Genomic DNA, 18,053 nt, shown 5'->3' on the forward strand with positions numbered 1-18,053 from the left:
ATTAGCGGTCAAAAAATCTATGGTAAGACGTCGCCAGCAAAACACATCACAAAAAAAGCCTTCAACTGGCTTTGTTCGTATTATTAGCGGCTTATGGAGAGGACGTAAACTCCCTGTTCATGATGCTGAAGGATTAAGACCGACAACCGATCGCGTAAAAGAGACACTATTTAACTGGCTAGCACAGGACATTCCTCGAGCTAAATGCTTAGATTTGTTTGCGGGGTCGGGTGGACTTGGTTTTGAAGCTGCCTCTCGCCAAGCTGAAATGGTGACTTTAATTGAACTCAATGCCAATGCGTTCAATCAGATTAAAAAGAACATCGCGGCATTGAAAGCAATCAACCTTCAGGCCCACAACACCGATGCGCTAAGTTATCTGAAGCAACCTGGAACACCGCATCATGTCGTGTTCATTGATCCCCCTTTTCGTAAAGGGTTACTTAACGAAACAATTTCCCTACTTGAGAAAAATGGCTGGTTAGCCGAAGATGCGATGATCTATGTTGAAACAGAAAAAGAGCTGAGCCTTGACGGAATCCCTGCCCACTGGCATCTGCATAGAGAAAAGCACGCAGGCCAGGTCAGCTTCAGACTGTTTGAAAGACAACAAAGCTAATAAGGAACCTTAAATGAAAGCACTTATTATGTTAGCCAAAGCCGCGATTGGTTTTGTTTGGTTTATTCTTATTCTTAATTTTTTCATGCCTTTCCCAGGTAAAGCAGCCATTGCACTTTACATCATGACTGCATTCCTATTTATCATGCACGGCATACAAATGGCTATTTTCATTGGTGCCTTTGGCGACAAGATTAAGATGACTCGATGGGAGAAGTGGTCAATTCTTATCTTCGGTATTTTCGCCCTACTCGATATCCGTCGTAAGTACATGACTTAAGAAAATAAAAAATGCCGCTGTTGAAAGCGGCATTTTTGTCTCTGTCAGCCCTAGGCTAGATAACCCTTCACACCATCTAGGAACATCTGGGTGGAGATCATAATCAGTAGTAATCCCATCAAGCGCTCTACCGCTTTTAGACCTCGCTCACCCAATATACGGTGGAAGAAGTTATAGAACATTAAGATAAAGAAGGTCACGCCCCAAGCCAGAAGAACCGCCGCTGATAACTCGACTAGGTTATCTGGGTGTTGGCTAGAAAGTAGCAGCAGCGCAGCAATCACTGACGGACCAGCAATCATAGGGATCGCCATGGGAACGATAAATGGCTCTTCACCTGCTGCTAAGCCAGTAATACTACCGCCGCTTGGGAAAATCATCTTAATGGCGATGATAAACAGGATAATACCACCCGAGATACTTAACGTTTCTGGCTGGACATGTAAGAAATTGAGAATGCTCTTACCTGCGAACAAGAACAGCAGCAAGATGCCCAGGGCAAAGAACAACTCACGAACCAGGACTTTACGTCTACGTTTAGGATCTAAGTGTTTCAGGATAGATAGGACAATAGGAAGATTGCCAAGCGGATCCATGATTAAGAACAACATGGTCGCTGCGGAAAGTATGTCCATAAAAAGCCTCCAAAAAACGGGATAAATCTAAGCGCATAAAAAGTCGGCGAAGTATAGCAATCTCGTTCAAGGATTTGGAGGCATCAATGCAATTTATCTTGCCAATAAAATGAGTATCGACACAAGCAAGGAGTTGGCTAACCTATAACCTAGTGGCTACACACTCGCTCAGCATTCACACTCCAAATTCCATCCTTAACGATCACTTTTTCGCGCTCAATGAAGAACTCAAGCAAGCTATCAAGGTTGAAGCCATTGCACTTACAAGTACGAAAACGCGCTTGCTCACCAAATGCTTCACTTACCGCCTGTTCTAGCTCTGGCTTAGACATCGGACGTTCTCTTAGCAAGTTTAGAACGTTATGGGCATGAATTTCAGTTGACATGAACCATCCTCAATAATGTGTTTGTATTGAGGATACCTTCAATAAGAAAAGTTTCTTTGATTTTAGATAATCAGTGACGCAGTAATTAAAGAGTGCGCGAGTAGGTAGCTACCAGATATAAGATAACGGCCTTTAACTATAGAGTGTCGGTAATCATGAATGGCTAACAAAGCGGCTGAGAACGTTAAGGTAATAGAACCAATAAACCCAGCAAGGCTAGCAAGACCACCATTAATTAACCACACTTCCCCTGCCGCCCAGTTTAGTTGCAGCAAGACAATGCCCATCATTACTACAGGAAAAATCAATCGGTCTATTTTAGGCAGCAGTAAGAAAAAACTCACCACGCCTATACCGAGCAACATCGCTGGCAGCCACCAAACAATCTCGCCAGAAAGCTTGAACCAAAACGATGCGCTGTAGCAAAGCTGCGCAGCAATAAAACCAGCAAAGCAGAGCTTAAGGTGTTTTTTAAAGATGTAGAGTCCATCAGCAAACATTGAAATGATAAGACCGAGTGATACCCACCAAGCGGCCGCTCCTACAAGCCCTTGTTGGCTCCAGAGCATCACGAGTAGCATCAGTAGCGACATCGTTTTAAACATCGCTGCTTGTCTTATGTGATTACTTTCATTAGCGGAAATACTGATATACCCAGAAAGGGCAACAGATAGCCAGCTCCACATTCGAACACCTCAATAAAAATGAGCTGCTAGTGTAGGCAGAGAGTCATAGATGTCTACCGCCAAAAGGCAAAACTTGGATCTCGATAATACTAATACCTCTCTAGAGCTAGCCCTAAGATATTCTAGCCAAGCACCAACTTGGACCAACCTGCTCATAATGATTTATTGTTTAGAACCTAGCTCATTCCTAGCTAACCAAACTGGCAAAATTACCACAATTCTATGCACTACCACTCAGTTAAGAAATATAAACCAGTATAAACAATAAGTTACAAACAAAATCGCGATGAGAAAAGTTTCACTTTGCACTTTAAGAGTTGAACTAAGAGCACTCAGGGCATTTTTCAACACCTCTTTATTTAAAATGACGCCAGAATTAAGTCGTAAAACTGTAAATTGACACTCATCCAACCCAAGAAGATCCAAGCATTCAAAACCGACAAAATTAGCAGAGCAACAAGTTTGAAACACAAGAAAAAACATATAAAAACAACAACTTATAATCATAGCCAAGTGGCTAAAGTCTAGTTTTTACACAGAAAGCCCATCATTAAAAATCAAAATAGTTACGACAAAACGCCCTAATCAAAGTAAGAAAAGTTACTTTTTTAAGGCTTAGTCATTAAATTACTTGATCTAACCATCAAAAAGCTGCTATTCTTTAAAATATATCGTAAAACATCAAATTTAAGGAGCAGTGCTATGATTTCTTCTTCACAAAAACAAGGACTTGTAATGATCGCAGTAGTCGTTGGTCTAATGACACTGCCGATGATGTACTAAGAAAAATAGACAAAATAAAAAAGGGACGCAATTGCGTCCCTTTTCACTTTCTGGTGATTTAGCACTCATTTATCTACCAAAAGTTAGCCAATTGGTTAAACAAATGGCACTTATAAAAAGTGCCATTTTTAAAGCTTAAGCTATAAATGCTTCGATAAAATATCCCAATGCGCATAATAAAAGAGTAATGCCGCCAAGGTTATTAGCGTCATCAAGGTAATTGCTGCTCTCCAAATGAATCGACTGCTTCTTGGTGTGAGCTCTTTTTCACATTCATCGCACACAGTAAGAAAGTCTCTACGGCTATCGAGCTTAAAATCTTCTTCGTGCACCACCTTGTTACGAATGGTCGCGATATATCTCAGCTTATCAATCACATCATGAGGCAAACGCTCTTCACAACTGGTAATAAGCTGATGCATTCCCTTACCGTCAGCATGATATTGCGTTCGGAGGAGCTTCTCGAGTCTACGTGTTCGAGTGACCACTTTTTCAATATCAGACATAGTTTCCCTCCATCGCTATTAAGTTTAGGGGGTGTTTGATCTTTCTTCTATCTACTGTCCCACTTTTTGTGCAAGTTTCAAGTAAATTTGTGTAAAAGAATCAATAGCTAACCAGAAATGCGTCGTCATGCCGCTTATTAGTGTGTGATATGCCTCGAAGATTCTAACGCTATTGATCACTTTGTTTTTATAGCAAGAGCCGTGCCCAACACATTATATAGAATGTCGATAAACTATAAGGAGATGAGAGAAAGAGAGACCCCACCATGTCACTACCATTACTGTTTGCTTTTATCGTGATCTTCGCCTTGGCGAGTGGTTGGGCGTTCGTTCATTTCTATCGTAAACACATTCAAGGTGAAAACGCACCTGAACAGACCGCGGAAGTTACCGTCCTCGACAAGCAGTCTATTGCGGTCGAAGATGCCGAGCCAGGCCAAGATGACCAAGAGTATTGGATTTATGTCCAGAAAGGTCGTATTGGGCCAAAGCGTGAGTTTCAGGTAGGCATCCACTATTTCCACGCTCTAAACCCAGGCGATCAAGGTACTCTAACCTACCAAGGAGACAAGTTTCTTCACTTCGCCATGAAGCGCTAAGGCAATAACCAGCGCGTACGAGAAGATTGAGAAAGCAACCAACTTAAAGCCAATGCTCCTGCACCGCTTAACACTATCCATAGCGGAATGATCCAAGCCGGATGGCCTTGATGCCAGCCAAGCTCTTTCATTGGCCAGAGAAAAATCGGATGCAGAATATAGATACCTAGGCTGTTTTTGCTGATAAATCCAATCACCTGATTAGACTTTTGTGAAAGCCCTTCGCCAAAGTAACGACAAAGCATAAAAATCATACTCGCCGCAAGAATAACATTGAGTGTCTTATACGAAAGCCATCGGCCGACTGTGTACTCCTGCGCCGCGATACTGTCAGTGATCACCATATAACCGGTAGTAAATAGTGCCGCTGCCCCAAGTAACGTAAATAGGGCAACATAAGACTTAGTGAGTGGCACTCGCTGATACAACAAGTATCCAAGCGGAAGATAGCCACTGTATAGCCATAGTTCATGACTCCAAGGCCCATCAACTCTTAGTAAAAACAGTAAGCTCGTCGCTAACCAAATAGCGACAAAGGCATATAGAGCGCTATCGCCATATTGCCTAACCACATATTGGAAAAACGGAATCACAAAATAAAGTGGGATAAAATAATAGAAGAACCCTAGGTGGTAATAAGTCGCATGGGTCGCGCTATCAGCGAGTACCTGTTTAGCCTCCAAAGCATCAAAGCCGTTGATGCTCCAACCTGATAGATAAGCGTAGAACAATGACCAAACTAAGAATGGAACAAGGACTTTACCCAAGCGCCTTTTGACATAATATTTAGCATCGAAGGGGCGTGTATCGCTGAGCATCAAAGCGCCTGTAATAAGGATAAATACTGGCACCGCCCAACGGCTGACGCTATTCACGCCTACCGCAGTGGCCCACTCGCCAAAAGGGATCTGCCCAAGTTCGTGGCGGTACGGAGCAAGAACGTGAATCGCAATCACCGCAACCGCAGCTACGCATCGCAGTAAGTCAAAAAACAGAACTCTTTCTCTCATGCCACTCCCCTTGTACTAATAACCTATTGAATATAGCAATAAAAAAGCTGACCTAAGTATTACCTTGGTCAGCTTTTAGTCATGAAACAGTGGGAAATTTCTACGCTGTCGCGATTTGTTTAATCTTAGGTAGCTTAATCGAAATGACGGTCGTCAAAGCAAGGAAAGCAAAAGAGACCCACAAGCACGCAGCTAAACCGGCCATCTGGAACACAAACCCTGAAAGGATAGTACCAATCAAACGCCCCATCGCATTAGCCATATAGTAGAAACCGACATCAAGCGATACACCATCGCCTTTTGCATAGCTGACGATCAGATAAGAGTGCAGCGAAGAGTTGACGGCAAAAATAGCACCGAAAACCATCAAGCCTCCAACAATAACTAATTGTGGCTGCCAACCAACTTGTACAGCATAGGCGACACCCGCCGTGACAATAGCAAGCCCACCCGCCCATAGCATAGCGGCATGGCCATCCGGCACTTTACCTTGAGCCTTACCCGTGATCTTAGGGGCGATACCTTGGACAAAGCCGTAGGCAATCGTCCAAACAGCAAGGAAACCACCTACCCATGAGTGATCCCAACCAAATACACTGCCAAGGTAGATGGGCAGTGCAATCACAAACCACACATCACGCGCACCAAATAGGAACATTCGTGCAGCGGAAAGGATATTGATCGACTCCGATTTGGAGAATATCTGCTTAAACTTAGGTTTGCTTTTCGCTTTACCTAAATCAGCTTCTAAGCTCAACATACTGCCGATAAACACTAGAGTCAGCACTCCAGCCATAGTCAACACTGCATATTTGAATCCAATGGTGGAAAGCAGAAAACCACCGACAAAGAAGCCCGCACCTTTAAGAGCATTCTTAGAGCCCGTTAAGATCGCTATCCATTTGTACAACGCACCCTGCTGTTCATCCGGAACTAAGGTTTTGATTGAGCTCTTGGCGCTCATCTTGTTGAGATCTTTAGCGATACCAGACAGGGCTTGAGCGGCCATAACCCAAGGTATAGTCAGCCAAGCATGTGGCACTGCTAACATAGTCAACGCCACGATCTGCATTCCCAAACCGAGGTTCATGGTCTTATTGAGACCCAACCTCGCGCCAAGCCAGCCACCAATCAAATTGGTCACGACACCAAAAAATTCATAGAAAAGGAACAGTGAAGCAATCTCTAGCGAGCTATAACCTAAGTCATAGAAATACAGCACCACCAGCATACGCAGAGCACCGTCAGTAATGGTGAAGTTCCAGTAATTGAACGTCACCAGCATGTACTGACGGACACTTTTGCTGAGATTAGAGAACATAGGTGAAATCCTCGACTAGTTACAGCGGATAGAGCTTTTGGACACCTATGATCCAAAAGCTCTCGACCCAACTATTTGGCCGCTACTGCGGTGATGTACTCAACTTGGACTGGTTTAGTAAAGGCACCTGGGCGCAGCGCTTGAACTTCACACACAATATCTTCCAGTTTCCACTGCTTCTCTAGCAATAGGTGAGCCGCAAAAAGCCCCGTACGACCTGAGCCACCCATACAGTGCATCGCTACTTTACCGCCGTTATCAACGATTTTGTGCAGCTCCGAGCTAGCGGCTTGCCACTTAGCGGCAAACTCAGCACCTGGAGCGCAATCATCTTCAATCTCAATTTGGAACCACTGCATACCAAGTTGCTGCGCTTTAGCCCCAAGCTCAGAGACATCTTTACTTGCAAGCTCTGCATCGTCTAAAGCGGTCACAATCGCTTCTACGCCTTGCTCTTTTAACTGCGCAAGAGAAGCCTCTAGTTCAATGCCTTTAGTACCAGGACAAGGAGTAAGTACTAACGCACCATTTTCAACATCGAGCTGCCAGGTTGGATGTGTCATCGTCATCAATCTCTTAAAAAATTTTTAAACCAATATTCAAAATAACTGGAGTTGCCGCTTCAGTATGAGGAGTATTATGCCAAGCCAACGGTACGGACTAACTCAGCCGTACGGGTTGCATAACCCATCTCGTTGTCATACCAAGCGTAGATTTTCACCATACGCTTACCCACCAACATGGTGGATAACGCATCAACAATCGTAGAGCGTTGGTCACCTTTGTAGTCAATCGACACCAATGGGCGCTCTTCAAAGCCGAGAATGCCTTTCAGTTCACCTTGTGAAGCTTCTTTAAGTAACGCGTTCACCTCTTCTGCGGTGGTATCTTGCTTCACTTCAAAGATGATGTCGGTAAGAGAAGCGTTCGCCAGAGGTACACGTACAGCATGGCCGTTAATGCGATTTTCGAGTTCTGGGAAAATCTCAACAATCGCTTTCGCACTGCCCGTCGTGGTTGGAATTAAGCTCATACCGCAAGCACGCGCACGACGCAGATCTTTATGCGGCGCATCAAGAATGGTTTGTGTGTTAGTTAAATCATGAATAGTGGTGAACGAAGCGTTCTCAATACCTAGCTTCTCGTTGATGACTTTAACAACCGGAGCGATACAGTTAGTGGTACAAGAGGCGGCAGTTACAATCTGGTGAACCGCTGGGTCGAATATCTCGTCATTTACGCCAACGACAATATTCGCGATGCCTTGTTCTTTGACGGGTGCCGATACGACAACACGCTTAACACCTTGAGCTAGGTACTTGTTTAGGAATGAAGTTTTACGATGCACACCTGTCGCTTCAATCACTACGTCACAGCCAGACCAGTCAATCGCATCGATATCTTTCTCTTGCGTAGTATTGATAACCTGACCATTGATTAAGATTTGGTTGCCTTCGGCTTTCACTTCATGGTGCCAGCGGCCTTGTACTGAGTCGAACTCTAACAGGTGTGCGAGCGTCGCAGCATCACCCGCTACGTCATTAATCTGGACAAACTCTAGCTCTTGCCAATCAAAAGCCGCGCGAAGCGCTAAACGTCCGATGCGACCGAAACCGTTAATACCTACTTTAATTGCCATAACTCTATCTCTTTTGTTACTTAATTACTGACAGCAAACAGGTCGAGCCTGAATTGCATGAAGTCGTTCAATATCTTGTTGGTACTCTGTTTTAAGGCAGTTAGAAGCAACAAGATCATCTATCAATTTTTTCATCCATCCCGGTAAATCAGCAGCTAAACGGTAGAACACCCACTGCCCCTGACGGACATCAACCAAAATGCCATTTGAGCGTAGCTGAGCCAGATGACGAGAAATTTTCGGTTGGCTCTCTTGCAGCGCTTCGGTCAATTCACCTACACACAAACACTCTTCGCGCATAATCAACATCAAGCAGCGAACTCGGGTTTCATCAGACAACAACTTAAAGAATTGGTGAGGTAACATAAAACATACTCATATATGGATATGCGTATATATTTATTTAAAAATGAGCTTAGATCAAGCCTGACATATGCATTGTCATAAAAGCTAAATAAAGGAGCTAAACGATGGTGTTGAGATCTTGGCTCCAGCGCTGAGCCTGAGAGATACGCGGCATAACTTCATTGAGTGATAGATTCAACTGATCACACGCGGCTTCCATCCCCTGCCAGTCTGCGCTTTCGTAGCACTCTTCCAATCTGAGAAGGTCGCCAAAAGGACCTTGCCTCTCTAACAAAGCGACCTTGATTGCCGCCGCTAAAGGGAGTTGCTCCACCAAGTCTTTAAGGGACATATCCAACATAGAATCCAACAAAGACAGTAACCCAATCAGGAAGGCTTGTTCGCGGAATTGGTTGAAAGGATTGTCATTCGCCATCAGCAAGAAAAACTGGGCTCGCTGCAGACATAAGGTATAGATTTCTTTCGGCTTGTTGGCGGAAACGAACGAGGCCACCGCTAAAGAGACGAAGATTTTAAGCTTATCTTGACCAAGGTATACCAAGGCCTGACGGAAAGAAGAGATAGGCACTTCAATGCGATTCGACATGGTATTAACGAAGCGCAGTAGCTTGTACGACAGCGCAACATCACGAGCGACAATTCGCTCAACCTTTTCAAAATCCACTTCCGGCTGACACACCTCTTTAAACAGCTCCATCGCGATGGCGTGTTGAGGGCTGACGTAGCGTTGGCGGACGAGTTGTGGTTTGCTGAAAAAGTAGCCCTGAAAAAAGCTGAAACCCGCTGAGCGCGTGGCAATAAACTCTTCCTCAGTTTCGACTCGCTCTGCGAGGAACTTACGCTTTACTCCCTTGGCTAAACGTTCCTTAACCAAAGCACAAGACTCTTCCAGCCCCGTCGCCATAATATCGATTTTGACTATTTGCACATAGGGCAGAAATCGTTCCCACTCTGGCTTATAAACAAAATCATCCAGTGCAATTAAGTAGCCATTAGCGTGAATCTGCTTGATTGCTGCAAACAACTCGTCATTGGGTGTGCAGGTTTCCAACACTTCAACGACGATTTGTTCTTTAGGCAAAGAGAGAGGCAACAGACGCACTAAACTAGAGTGAGGAAAGTTGATAAAACAGCGTGAGGTCGCCAAGGCTGGATTGGTGCCTATGGAAAGAAAGTTCTCAACAATCAGGCGGTATGTCGCCCGATTGGATTCAACATGCGCAGGGTATGCGTTGTTCTCACCGTCGCGAAAAAGCAACTCATACCCTAAGGTTTGCCGCTTGGCATTAAGTATAGGTTGGCGAGCCACATAGGTGTCTCTCATCCGTTTTTGCATGATGGTGAATTACGCCTTCGCTGCTGCCAATAAAGCACCACAACCCATAAACATAGAGCCAAAAACTTTGTTGATACGCGACATAATCTTATCTGAACGAATAAAACGTCCCATCTGCGCCGCAAGACTGGTGTAACCTAACATAACAAACGCATCAATGATCACGGTTGTCACTCCAAGCACGAGAAGCTGAGTTAACTGATCTTTTGCTGGGTCCAGAAACTGAGGGAACAGCGCGACCAAAAACACTATCGATTTAGGGTTAGTCAGATTGATCAGTACCGCTTTGCGCATCAAACTCATGCTCGATAGGTGCTGAGTCGCTTCCGTGGCTGCTAAGCTAGAGTGATCGCGCCACTTCTGAATACCAAGCCATACTAAGTAAGCGGCACCCACCCACTTAATCACACTAAAGGCGAATGCAGACTGAGCAACCAGAGCGCCAATCCCCGCGCCAACGAGCATAATATGGATAGTCAGACCTATCTGTAGACCGGCAATAGCCGCCAATGAGCGTCGCGTACCATAACTCAAGCCATTACTGATTGAGTTCACCGTACCAGACCCCGGAGCTAAGCTAAAAACAATCGCTGTGACTACATAAGCAAGCCAAACATGCATATCCATCGTATTTCCCCTCGACTAAATGCAGCTAGAGACACATAATCTAAATCTGTCGCAAAAATGAAATCGTAATCAGGCGCTTAACAACCATGAATGATTCAAGCTTCAACATTACTCCTTCTTATACTCAAGAGTCCAATTTTGAGCAAGCAATCAATAGCAATATTGCTAAATTATGGGAGTCTAGAGAGGAAGACTATATAAAATCGTTCGACAAAACCGCTCTGTACTGGATTAAACTCAGCGCTCCAGAACACACCAAAGCAATTGTTGTGGTCAACGGACGCATTGAGTGCTGCGCAAAGTATCAAGAGCTGTTTTACGACCTGTTCCGCCAAGGTTACGATATTTATTCTTACGATCATCGCGGCCAAGGTTTGTCTGACCGCCTGATTGAAGACAAGCAGATGGGCTATGTGGAAGAATTCGACGACTACGTCAAAGACTTAGACAAGTTGCTGCACCATTTCAATTTGGACCAATACCAAAAGCGTTATCTGTTGGGTCACTCCATGGGCGGCAATATTGCCACGCGCTACCTTCAAAGTTATGACTACCCATTTGATGCGGTTTCGCTCAGTGCGCCTATGTATGGCGTCGATCTCCCTTGGCACCTAAAACCGATTGCGACAATTTTAGGCCAGTTGTTAACGGCTATTTATCCCAAACCAACATTTGCTCCCGGCCAAGTGGCTTATTTTCCTAAACCGTTTGAAGGTAACTTTCTCAGCCAAAGTGATGTTCGCTATCACTGGTTCCGCGATCTCTATGAGCAACAACCTGAGCTCAAGATTGGCGGCGCAAGTACGCGTTGGGTATGGCAAGGGCTGATGGCCTGTAAACAATGTTATCTAATGACTCGCCACTTAAAAGTCCCTTTATTGGTCATGCAGGCAGGCGAAGATCAAATCGTGTCTAATCAAGCGCAAATCCAATTTATCAAGAAACTTGCTCGGACCAACACTCAGTGTGCCTTTAAAATAGTACATGGCGCGAAACATGAACTGTTGTTTGAAAAAGATGAGTATCGCAACCAAGCCCTAGATACCACCCTGACCTTTTTCGAGCAGTACTAAAATAGGAAATACTAGAGGGTGATCTTTACCCTCTTTTTCCCCTTTATGTTCAAGTAAACTGGGCCCTCTACCTTATTAGGTAATTCATGTTGTACATATGAGGGTGATATGACCGAAGCACGCAAAGATACTCCTTTTCACATTGTAGCCTCCGATCTCGATGGCACTTTACTCGCACCAAACCACCAGCTGAGCGAGTTTTCAAAACAAACCCTGAAAGCGCTGCATGAAAAAGGCTTCACCTTTGTCTTTGCCACGGGTCGTCACCATGTCGATGTTGCTGGTATCCGTGAGATCGCCGGTATTCCCGCTTATATGATTACCTCTAATGGCGCGCGTGTTCATGACCAAAATGATCAACTGATGTACAGCAAGAATGTCCCTGAAGAATTAGTCCAGCCAGTGATCGATGTGATCAGCGAAGATCCAGGCATTTTTATCCACATGTATCAAAACGAAGATTGGTTACTCGATCGAGAAGATGAAATGCTAGCTAAATTCCACAGTGAATCTGGCTTTAGCTATAAACGCTTTAACGCAGCGTCAGCGCCAAATGATGGCATTGCGAAAATCTTCTTCACTCACCCAGATCAAGACCACGACCATCTTGTGACGTTCGAAAACAAACTACGTGAAAAGTTTGGTGATCAACTCAACATTGCTTTCTCAACACCTTGGTGCCTTGAAGTCATGGCTGCTGAAGTGTCAAAAGGCCACGCGCTTGAAGCCGTCGCAAAATCGTTAGATCTGAACCTAGAGAACTGTATCGCCTTTGGTGACGGGATGAATGATGCAGAGATGCTAGAAATGGCAGGAAAAGGGTTAGTGATGGGCACCTCGCACCATAAAGTGAAAGAAGCGCTACCAAACAATGAAGTGATTGGCAGCAATGAAGATGATGCTGTGGCTCACTACCTGCACGATAATCTTTTTTAAATAGCGGCTATCGCTATCAATTCAATACAGGCTGCATTGTGCAGCCTGTTTTGTTATCGCAGTTATCTTTGGCTAGGCAATTTTTCTTTATCTAAAATCGCTGCCCACTCTTGCTCAGTGACTGGCATGATAGACAGCCGATTGCCCCTTTTCACCAACGGCATATTTTCTAGTTCTAGCATCGCTTTCATCACAGACAATGGGATCAAACGTTCGGTCTTACGCACAAATTCGATATCAACCATAAACCAGCGTGGGTTATCCGGCGTTGATTTCGGGTCGTAATAGTCACTTTCAGGATCAAATGAGAAATGGTCGGGGTATGACTCCTTGACCACTTTCGCAATCCCTGCCACTCCCACTTTCTTACAAGATGAGTGATAGATCAGCACCAAGTCACCGAGTTTGACCTGATCACGCATCATGTTACGCGCCTGATAATTACGTACTCCTTCCCAACATGAGGTGTTTTGTGTTCGGAGTGTGTCAATAGAAAAGGTGTCTGGTTCAGTTTTGAATAGCCAATATGCCATAATAGGCTCCGCCAGTTTCTTAATAGGGAAGATATAGCATGAAGGCGCTCCGAAACCCAGCGGCTGTGATCATTTTACTCGCATTGCAAGCCTGTTCGACGTCAACGACCATCAAAGACAGCGAATCTAAACCCGTCGTGCAAGCGAGCTTAGACAAGCCTGACACAATAAAGCCTCAAACTTTTGTTATGCGCGGTGAAGTGGTGCTTGGCCATGAAGTGCGCTCTATTACACCTTGTGGTAGTAATCAACAGTATTGGCTCGATATCTCTGACGATCGCTTTCATCAAGCGCTAAAGTTAGTTCGCTCTCCTTATGCTCCTCTTTATGGTGAAGTTATCGGTCACCTTGAAACTGGCCAAGCGGATGGTTTTGTTGCTGACTACAGTGCACGCTTCGTTGTCGACTCTATTAACCTGCTTAGTGCAGAGAACCCAAAGCGTTGCGATCAAGCGCTTAAACCGACGCGAGCTTTTGGTAATGAGCCCTTCTGGTCGATTGATTTCGCCAGCAACGCGCTGACTTTTCAGAAAATCGGTGAAGATAAACGCCAGTTAGCGCTCTCAGGTAGCCGTATTGAATCTGATCGACGTCGTTACCAGTTTGAAGGCGGGTCACTAGAGCTCAACCAACGAAGCTGTGTTGATGGGATGAGCGATTCACTTTATGGCTGGAGTGCGACACTTGAGCTTGAAGGCAACAGCTACCAAGGATGTGCCACCCTGTCTAATCAAGACGTCACTCAGGATTGGACTGGTCTCTATCAAGCGGCCTCAACCAAATCGAGCAACTTTAGCGTCGCATTAAAAATCTTTCCGGATCACTCAGCGACAACCACCTACAGCTACACGACAGGAGAAGCGGATTCCGTTGAGAGTGGCTACTGGCAGCAGCTTAACAACGACCAGATTCAAGTAGTGATGACTCGTCATCAACAGCAAGCATTATTGTCAGAGCGAATCTTCACTCGTGATGGCTACCAACTAAGCGCTAGCCAAGAGAAGGTAGGTAGTCTTATCTATCCGATTGCCGATGGTGGATTGACTCTGTTTAAAGCTCAGCAAGACACGCAAAGTGCCACTTCGAAGGCGACTTCAAATCCGCAAGCCATCCCTTCTAGCGCTGAGTTCAACCCTAAAGTCGACAATGCCATACGTGAGTATTTTAAATCGGACAACATCGATCCAGCTGATACTAAGTACCGTTGGTTGGAGTACGATTTAAATGGCGATGGCAATAAAGAACTCTTGGTTCAACTGAACTGGTGTGGCTCTGGCGGCTGTACCGTACTGCTGTTTGAAAATCAGCAACAGCAATGGCAGTTTAACTCTCGCATTACTCTAGTAAGAACACCGATTAACTTAGGTCTAGAGCAAACAAATGGCTGGCAAGATTTAATCCTATTTGTTAGCGGTGGTGGCGCAACACCGAACCAACACGTCTTAAAATATCAAGGTGACAGCTATCCGCTAAACCCAAGCTCTGCTCCCGTCGCTAACTACGATCAGATTAGCCCTGTCCAGTTGTTTTCTGACGGTCAAACACCTCATCAGCAAGGCGTAGTAATGTGAGCCAAACTAAATCAACTGAGGGCAATCGCTGCCCTCAGTGCAAGTTGCAACATCAATGCGTATGCCACTACCTACCAAGCATCAAGACTCGCTTCCACCTTGCACTGGTAACCCATGAAAATGAAATTAACCGCGAGACCAATACTGGCCAGTGGTTAGAGAAAAGCCTGTCTGCGACGAGCGTGCATATTTGGCAACGCACTCAGCCTTGTGACAAGTTAATGGCCTTAATACAAAGTGAAGATTATCAAGCCTACTTGCTGTTTCCTGATGACGGAAGTATTCCAGTGTCGCAGGCAATAGATGAGACAGCAGTGAGCGAGAAACGACCTTTGTTTATCATCCTTGACGGGACATGGCAGGAAGCGAAAAAGATGCTGCGTAAGAGTCCGTGGCTCAGGCTGCTACCTTTAGTGCATATAAACCCGACTCAAGCGTCAAGTTATCAATTACGTCGCAACCAAGAGCAAGGTCATTTATGTACGTTAGAAGTTGGCTGCGAAGTGCTAAAGCAAGCTGAGCAAGTACAACAAGCAGAGCAACTCTTGCAGTTTTTTGACCGCTATATGCTGGCTTTCAAAGCCGACAAAAGCGGTCACGTTTTAAGGACTAAAACAAGCGACTAGGCTCTGCGAGGTAAAACCCTTGCAGATAGTCGACACCAATACTTTCCGCGATATTGCACACCTCTTGATTGTGAACAAACTCCGCGACGGTTTTTGCGTTGAGCACTTGGCATAGCTTAACCAACTGACCAGTAATCTGACGCTGTTTATGATCCGTATCGATCGTCTTAATTAAACTCCCATCGAGTTTAATCACATCCGGCTCTAGGCGAATAATTTCATCAATATTGGAGTAACCTGAGCCAAAATCATCCACCAGTAAGCGAGCACCAAGCTGCTTAAAGTGACCGCAAATCTCAGCCATACGGCCAAAATCCTTAATCCGTTCAGATTCCAACACCTCAATGCCTAAGCGATATGGGTCATTCATCTTCGCAACCGCCTGCTCAAGGAGATAAAGCGTCTTGTCACTGAGCATATCCTGTGGAGATAAATTGACTGAGAATGAGGCTTGCTTGTCGGCCATATGCGCTATGGTTGATGTCAGCATATGGCGACTTAAACGAGTGTAAAGATGCGTACCCTCAACGATGGGTAAAAAGCGCCCTGGCGCGATTATCTCACCATCATCTTCAATACGAACTAAGCACTCTTGGGATACCTGCTCACGGGTATGAGCGGCAAAAATCGGTTGGCTATAGGTAATAATCCGCTTATTGAGAATGGCGCGGCTGACTACTCCCATCAAATCGAGCTTGTCCCTTTGCTCTAACTCACTGATAGAATAATCTTTGGCGTTAATAAAGTGGGTATTACGCGCTTTACCAATCCGACGTGCATCGATCGACTTCAGTAAAAGTTCATCACCAGAGATCGTCGGGAAATCGCGCTTACTGGCGATGCCACCAGAAATAGACACCGACAGATAATCGACCTCAGGTAATCCATAAGGCTCAAAGTTAATATGTTCTACCTTATCAGCAAACTGTGACAGCTCTTGTTGGAGCTCATTGGTGGCGATATCCGATGAAAATACCAAAGCCCACTCTGCGGTGCCAATATAGTAGAGCTGCTGAACAAATGGGGCCCAATGCAGATCGGAGAGGTTATCCGTAAAGTAATCACTTAAGTCGCGGATAAGCTCATCCGCAACTTGATAACCATACTTTTCATTAATCTGATGAAAATTAGACAGTTTCAATGTCGCCACATGCTCATCCGTATTGACGACTTTGAGCCTTTCTTGCAAAGCAACGCGATTTTTTAACCCGGTATGCTTGTCCAGGCGGTAACTATTGATCAGCTTCTCGGTTTGCTCAGCAAGTTTTAGCTCCATACTCTTCTGCGTTTGATTCAGGTTATCAATCGTATAGCTAATTAAATGAAACAAAGGAGAAACCGGAAACTCGGCTTTTTCGTTAAAAGTCAGCGCCGGACGAGCAGAGTCTTCACTGTAAGCAACATAAGTCATGCTGTGATGAAGTGATTGCTGAGAGTCACCTCGGTAGAACTCGCCCAAACAGAAAGAGCCACAACAACTTTCGAATTCATCGAACAGTTGGATTTCACTGACGCCTTCAATAAATTCCAATCGCGACTCGCAGTTATAGATGAAGATAGACTCTGGGTTATGCTGGGCTAAACCGATTACATCATGCCTAACTTGCTCTAAGGTCAACGACGGGTGGTTATAGCAAATACGCACTTCATCACCAATAGTCACCGCATTATCGACTTCAATACTGCCGTCGGGATAAAGCTCTCTAGGGCAGCTGACCACACCAGTGCTGCTTTTAAGGGGGAAACTCAGCATCTGCTCTAAAGCCAGTGTCCGACCTTCAGAGAGACGGGTTTGATAGAGTTCATAAGCAGGTTGGTAATCCAACGAACGTAATTGAGTCCCTTGCGCATCTGTTACCCGAAGCGGTCCACCTATCGGTGTCCACTCAGAGAACGCGCTACGCCAAACCTGTAATTTGTCCCCATGCAGCGCAGCTGACACCGTCATTTTCTGGAAGGTTTGGTTGCCACATAGAACCCACTCATCTCTGTCGTCAACATTGGCTGCTACGCCACCGCTGATCGGTACATCGGTGAGAGAGCCTAACGCTTGGTAGAGATTAAAATCGAGGGAACTGACATGCTGTGAGAAGCTAATAATAGACTTAGTTTGGTGGTTTAGTGCTAAGCCATTAACGATATCTTTCGCTTCAGAGAGCGGGTTATTGGTAATGGGGACACAAGTAGACGTAATGGAAGAGTGTTCAAAGCAGGAAACTGACACCAAGCTACCTCGATGGACAATTTGACCATCAAAAATAGTATGGCGAGTACTATGACCTATGATGTGGCATCCAGGAATATGCTCTAAAATTTGGTCCGCATAATCACATGCGACCTGTTCCGGATCCGTAGACAGAAGCTGAACAAGAAACGAAGAGTATTTCTCCGTCGGTATATCCCTTAGATGCGCTTGTAATTGCTGATTGTTGTTAACCAGCGCTGAATATGTGCGCATTCAAAAGCCTAAGACGTTGTTTAATTAGATTTATGTTTTGCTATACCGTAATCCAACTAAACC

20 protein-coding genes are annotated in these 18,053 nt (G+C 45.0%); 7 read left to right on the plus strand and 13 right to left on the minus strand.

The window, feature by feature from the left end; translation table 11 throughout:
• Window positions 1-19 precede the first annotated feature (19 nt).
• Together rsmD and IX91_RS14295 are read left to right on the plus strand one after the other, a co-directional pair.
• Window positions 20-619, plus strand: a complete 600-nt coding sequence (gene rsmD / locus IX91_RS14290; RefSeq protein ID WP_004745043.1) for a 16S rRNA (guanine(966)-N(2))-methyltransferase RsmD — start codon at window positions 20-22, stop codon at window positions 617-619.
• 13 nt (window positions 620-632) lie between these two features.
• The gene (locus IX91_RS14295) at window positions 633-899 is read left to right on the plus strand and encodes a DUF1145 domain-containing protein (protein ID WP_004745042.1); all 267 of its coding nucleotides are present in this window, start codon (window positions 633-635) and stop codon (window positions 897-899) included.
• Between the two features lie 50 nt (window positions 900-949).
• Here the strand turns inward: IX91_RS14295 and IX91_RS14300 are convergent, their stop codons facing one another.
• The 4 genes from IX91_RS14300 to IX91_RS14315 form a co-directional block, all read right to left on the minus strand.
• Window positions 950-1,534, minus strand: a complete 585-nt coding sequence (locus IX91_RS14300) for a YhgN family NAAT transporter (RefSeq protein ID WP_004745041.1) — start codon at window positions 1,532-1,534, stop codon at window positions 950-952.
• Between the two features lie 149 nt (window positions 1,535-1,683).
• Complete coding sequence (locus IX91_RS14305) at window positions 1,684-1,920, minus strand: YecH family metal-binding protein (protein WP_004745040.1); 237 nt, start codon at window positions 1,918-1,920, stop codon at window positions 1,684-1,686.
• A 62-nt stretch (window positions 1,921-1,982) separates the two neighbouring features.
• Window positions 1,983-2,606 (minus strand): lysoplasmalogenase, encoded by a 624-nt coding sequence (locus tag IX91_RS14310; protein ID WP_004745039.1) that lies wholly within the window; start codon window positions 2,604-2,606, stop codon window positions 1,983-1,985.
• Between the two features lie 923 nt (window positions 2,607-3,529).
• Window positions 3,530-3,895, minus strand: coding sequence for a hypothetical protein (locus IX91_RS14315; protein WP_004745038.1), 366 nt, complete (start codon window positions 3,893-3,895; stop codon window positions 3,530-3,532).
• Window positions 3,896-4,161: 266 nt separating this feature from the next.
• On the opposite strand from IX91_RS14315, the gene IX91_RS14320 reads away from it, so the two are divergent.
• Window positions 4,162-4,494, plus strand: coding sequence for a DUF2500 domain-containing protein (locus tag IX91_RS14320; protein WP_004745037.1), 333 nt, complete (start codon window positions 4,162-4,164; stop codon window positions 4,492-4,494).
• On the opposite strand, the gene IX91_RS14325 is transcribed toward IX91_RS14320, so the two are convergent.
• The 7 genes from IX91_RS14325 to rhtB form a co-directional block, all read right to left on the minus strand.
• Window positions 4,491-5,504 (minus strand): acyltransferase, encoded by a 1,014-nt coding sequence (locus IX91_RS14325; protein WP_004745036.1) that lies wholly within the window; start codon window positions 5,502-5,504, stop codon window positions 4,491-4,493. The genes IX91_RS14320 and IX91_RS14325 overlap by 4 nt on opposite strands.
• Window positions 5,505-5,604: 100 nt before the next feature.
• Complete coding sequence (arsJ, locus tag IX91_RS14330) at window positions 5,605-6,825, minus strand: organoarsenical effux MFS transporter ArsJ (RefSeq protein ID WP_004745035.1); 1,221 nt, start codon at window positions 6,823-6,825, stop codon at window positions 5,605-5,607.
• 71 nt (window positions 6,826-6,896) lie between these two features.
• Entirely contained in the window at window positions 6,897-7,388 is a 492-nt protein-coding gene (locus tag IX91_RS14335) for a cyclin-dependent kinase inhibitor 3 family protein (RefSeq protein WP_004745034.1), read from the minus strand.
• A gap of 74 nt (window positions 7,389-7,462) precedes the next feature.
• A complete protein-coding gene (locus IX91_RS14340; RefSeq protein ID WP_004745033.1) occupies window positions 7,463-8,464 on the minus strand; it encodes an ArsJ-associated glyceraldehyde-3-phosphate dehydrogenase in 1,002 nt (333 codons plus the stop codon).
• Window positions 8,465-8,488: 24 nt separating this feature from the next.
• Entirely contained in the window at window positions 8,489-8,830 is a 342-nt protein-coding gene (locus tag IX91_RS14345) for a metalloregulator ArsR/SmtB family transcription factor (RefSeq protein WP_004745032.1), read from the minus strand.
• 97 nt (window positions 8,831-8,927) lie between these two features.
• A complete protein-coding gene (locus IX91_RS14350) occupies window positions 8,928-10,154 on the minus strand; it encodes an EAL and HDOD domain-containing protein (protein WP_004745031.1) in 1,227 nt (408 codons plus the stop codon).
• A 21-nt stretch (window positions 10,155-10,175) separates the two neighbouring features.
• Entirely contained in the window at window positions 10,176-10,793 is a 618-nt protein-coding gene (rhtB, locus tag IX91_RS14355) for a homoserine/homoserine lactone efflux protein (protein WP_004745030.1), read from the minus strand.
• An 86-nt stretch (window positions 10,794-10,879) separates the two neighbouring features.
• Between rhtB and IX91_RS14360 the strand changes: the two genes are divergently transcribed.
• Window positions 10,880-11,866: an alpha/beta fold hydrolase gene (locus IX91_RS14360; RefSeq protein WP_004745029.1), complete on the plus strand. Its 987-nt coding sequence runs from the start codon at window positions 10,880-10,882 to the stop codon at window positions 11,864-11,866.
• Between the two features lie 108 nt (window positions 11,867-11,974).
• The gene (locus IX91_RS14365; protein WP_004745028.1) at window positions 11,975-12,802 is read left to right on the plus strand and encodes a Cof-type HAD-IIB family hydrolase; all 828 of its coding nucleotides are present in this window, start codon (window positions 11,975-11,977) and stop codon (window positions 12,800-12,802) included.
• Window positions 12,803-12,864: 62 nt separating this feature from the next.
• Here the strand turns inward: IX91_RS14365 and IX91_RS14370 are convergent, their stop codons facing one another.
• Window positions 12,865-13,335, minus strand: coding sequence for an EVE domain-containing protein (locus IX91_RS14370; RefSeq protein WP_004745027.1), 471 nt, complete (start codon window positions 13,333-13,335; stop codon window positions 12,865-12,867).
• Window positions 13,336-13,373: 38 nt separating this feature from the next.
• Here IX91_RS14370 and IX91_RS14375 point away from each other — a divergent pair, with 38 nt between their 5' ends.
• A complete protein-coding gene (locus IX91_RS14375) occupies window positions 13,374-14,906 on the plus strand; it encodes a COG3650 family protein (protein ID WP_004745026.1) in 1,533 nt (510 codons plus the stop codon).
• Window positions 14,903-15,532, plus strand: a complete 630-nt coding sequence (locus tag IX91_RS14380; RefSeq protein WP_004745025.1) for a tRNA-uridine aminocarboxypropyltransferase — start codon at window positions 14,903-14,905, stop codon at window positions 15,530-15,532. Before IX91_RS14375 ends, IX91_RS14380 begins: the two co-directional genes overlap by 4 nt.
• Here the strand turns inward: IX91_RS14380 and IX91_RS14385 are convergent.
• Entirely contained in the window at window positions 15,516-17,990 is a 2,475-nt protein-coding gene (locus IX91_RS14385) for a bifunctional diguanylate cyclase/phosphodiesterase (protein WP_004745024.1), read from the minus strand. The genes IX91_RS14380 and IX91_RS14385 overlap by 17 nt on opposite strands.
• Window positions 17,991-18,053 lie beyond the last annotated feature (63 nt).

Source organism: Vibrio tubiashii ATCC 19109 (genome assembly GCF_000772105.1).
GTDB lineage: Bacteria > Pseudomonadota > Gammaproteobacteria > Enterobacterales > Vibrionaceae > Vibrio > Vibrio tubiashii.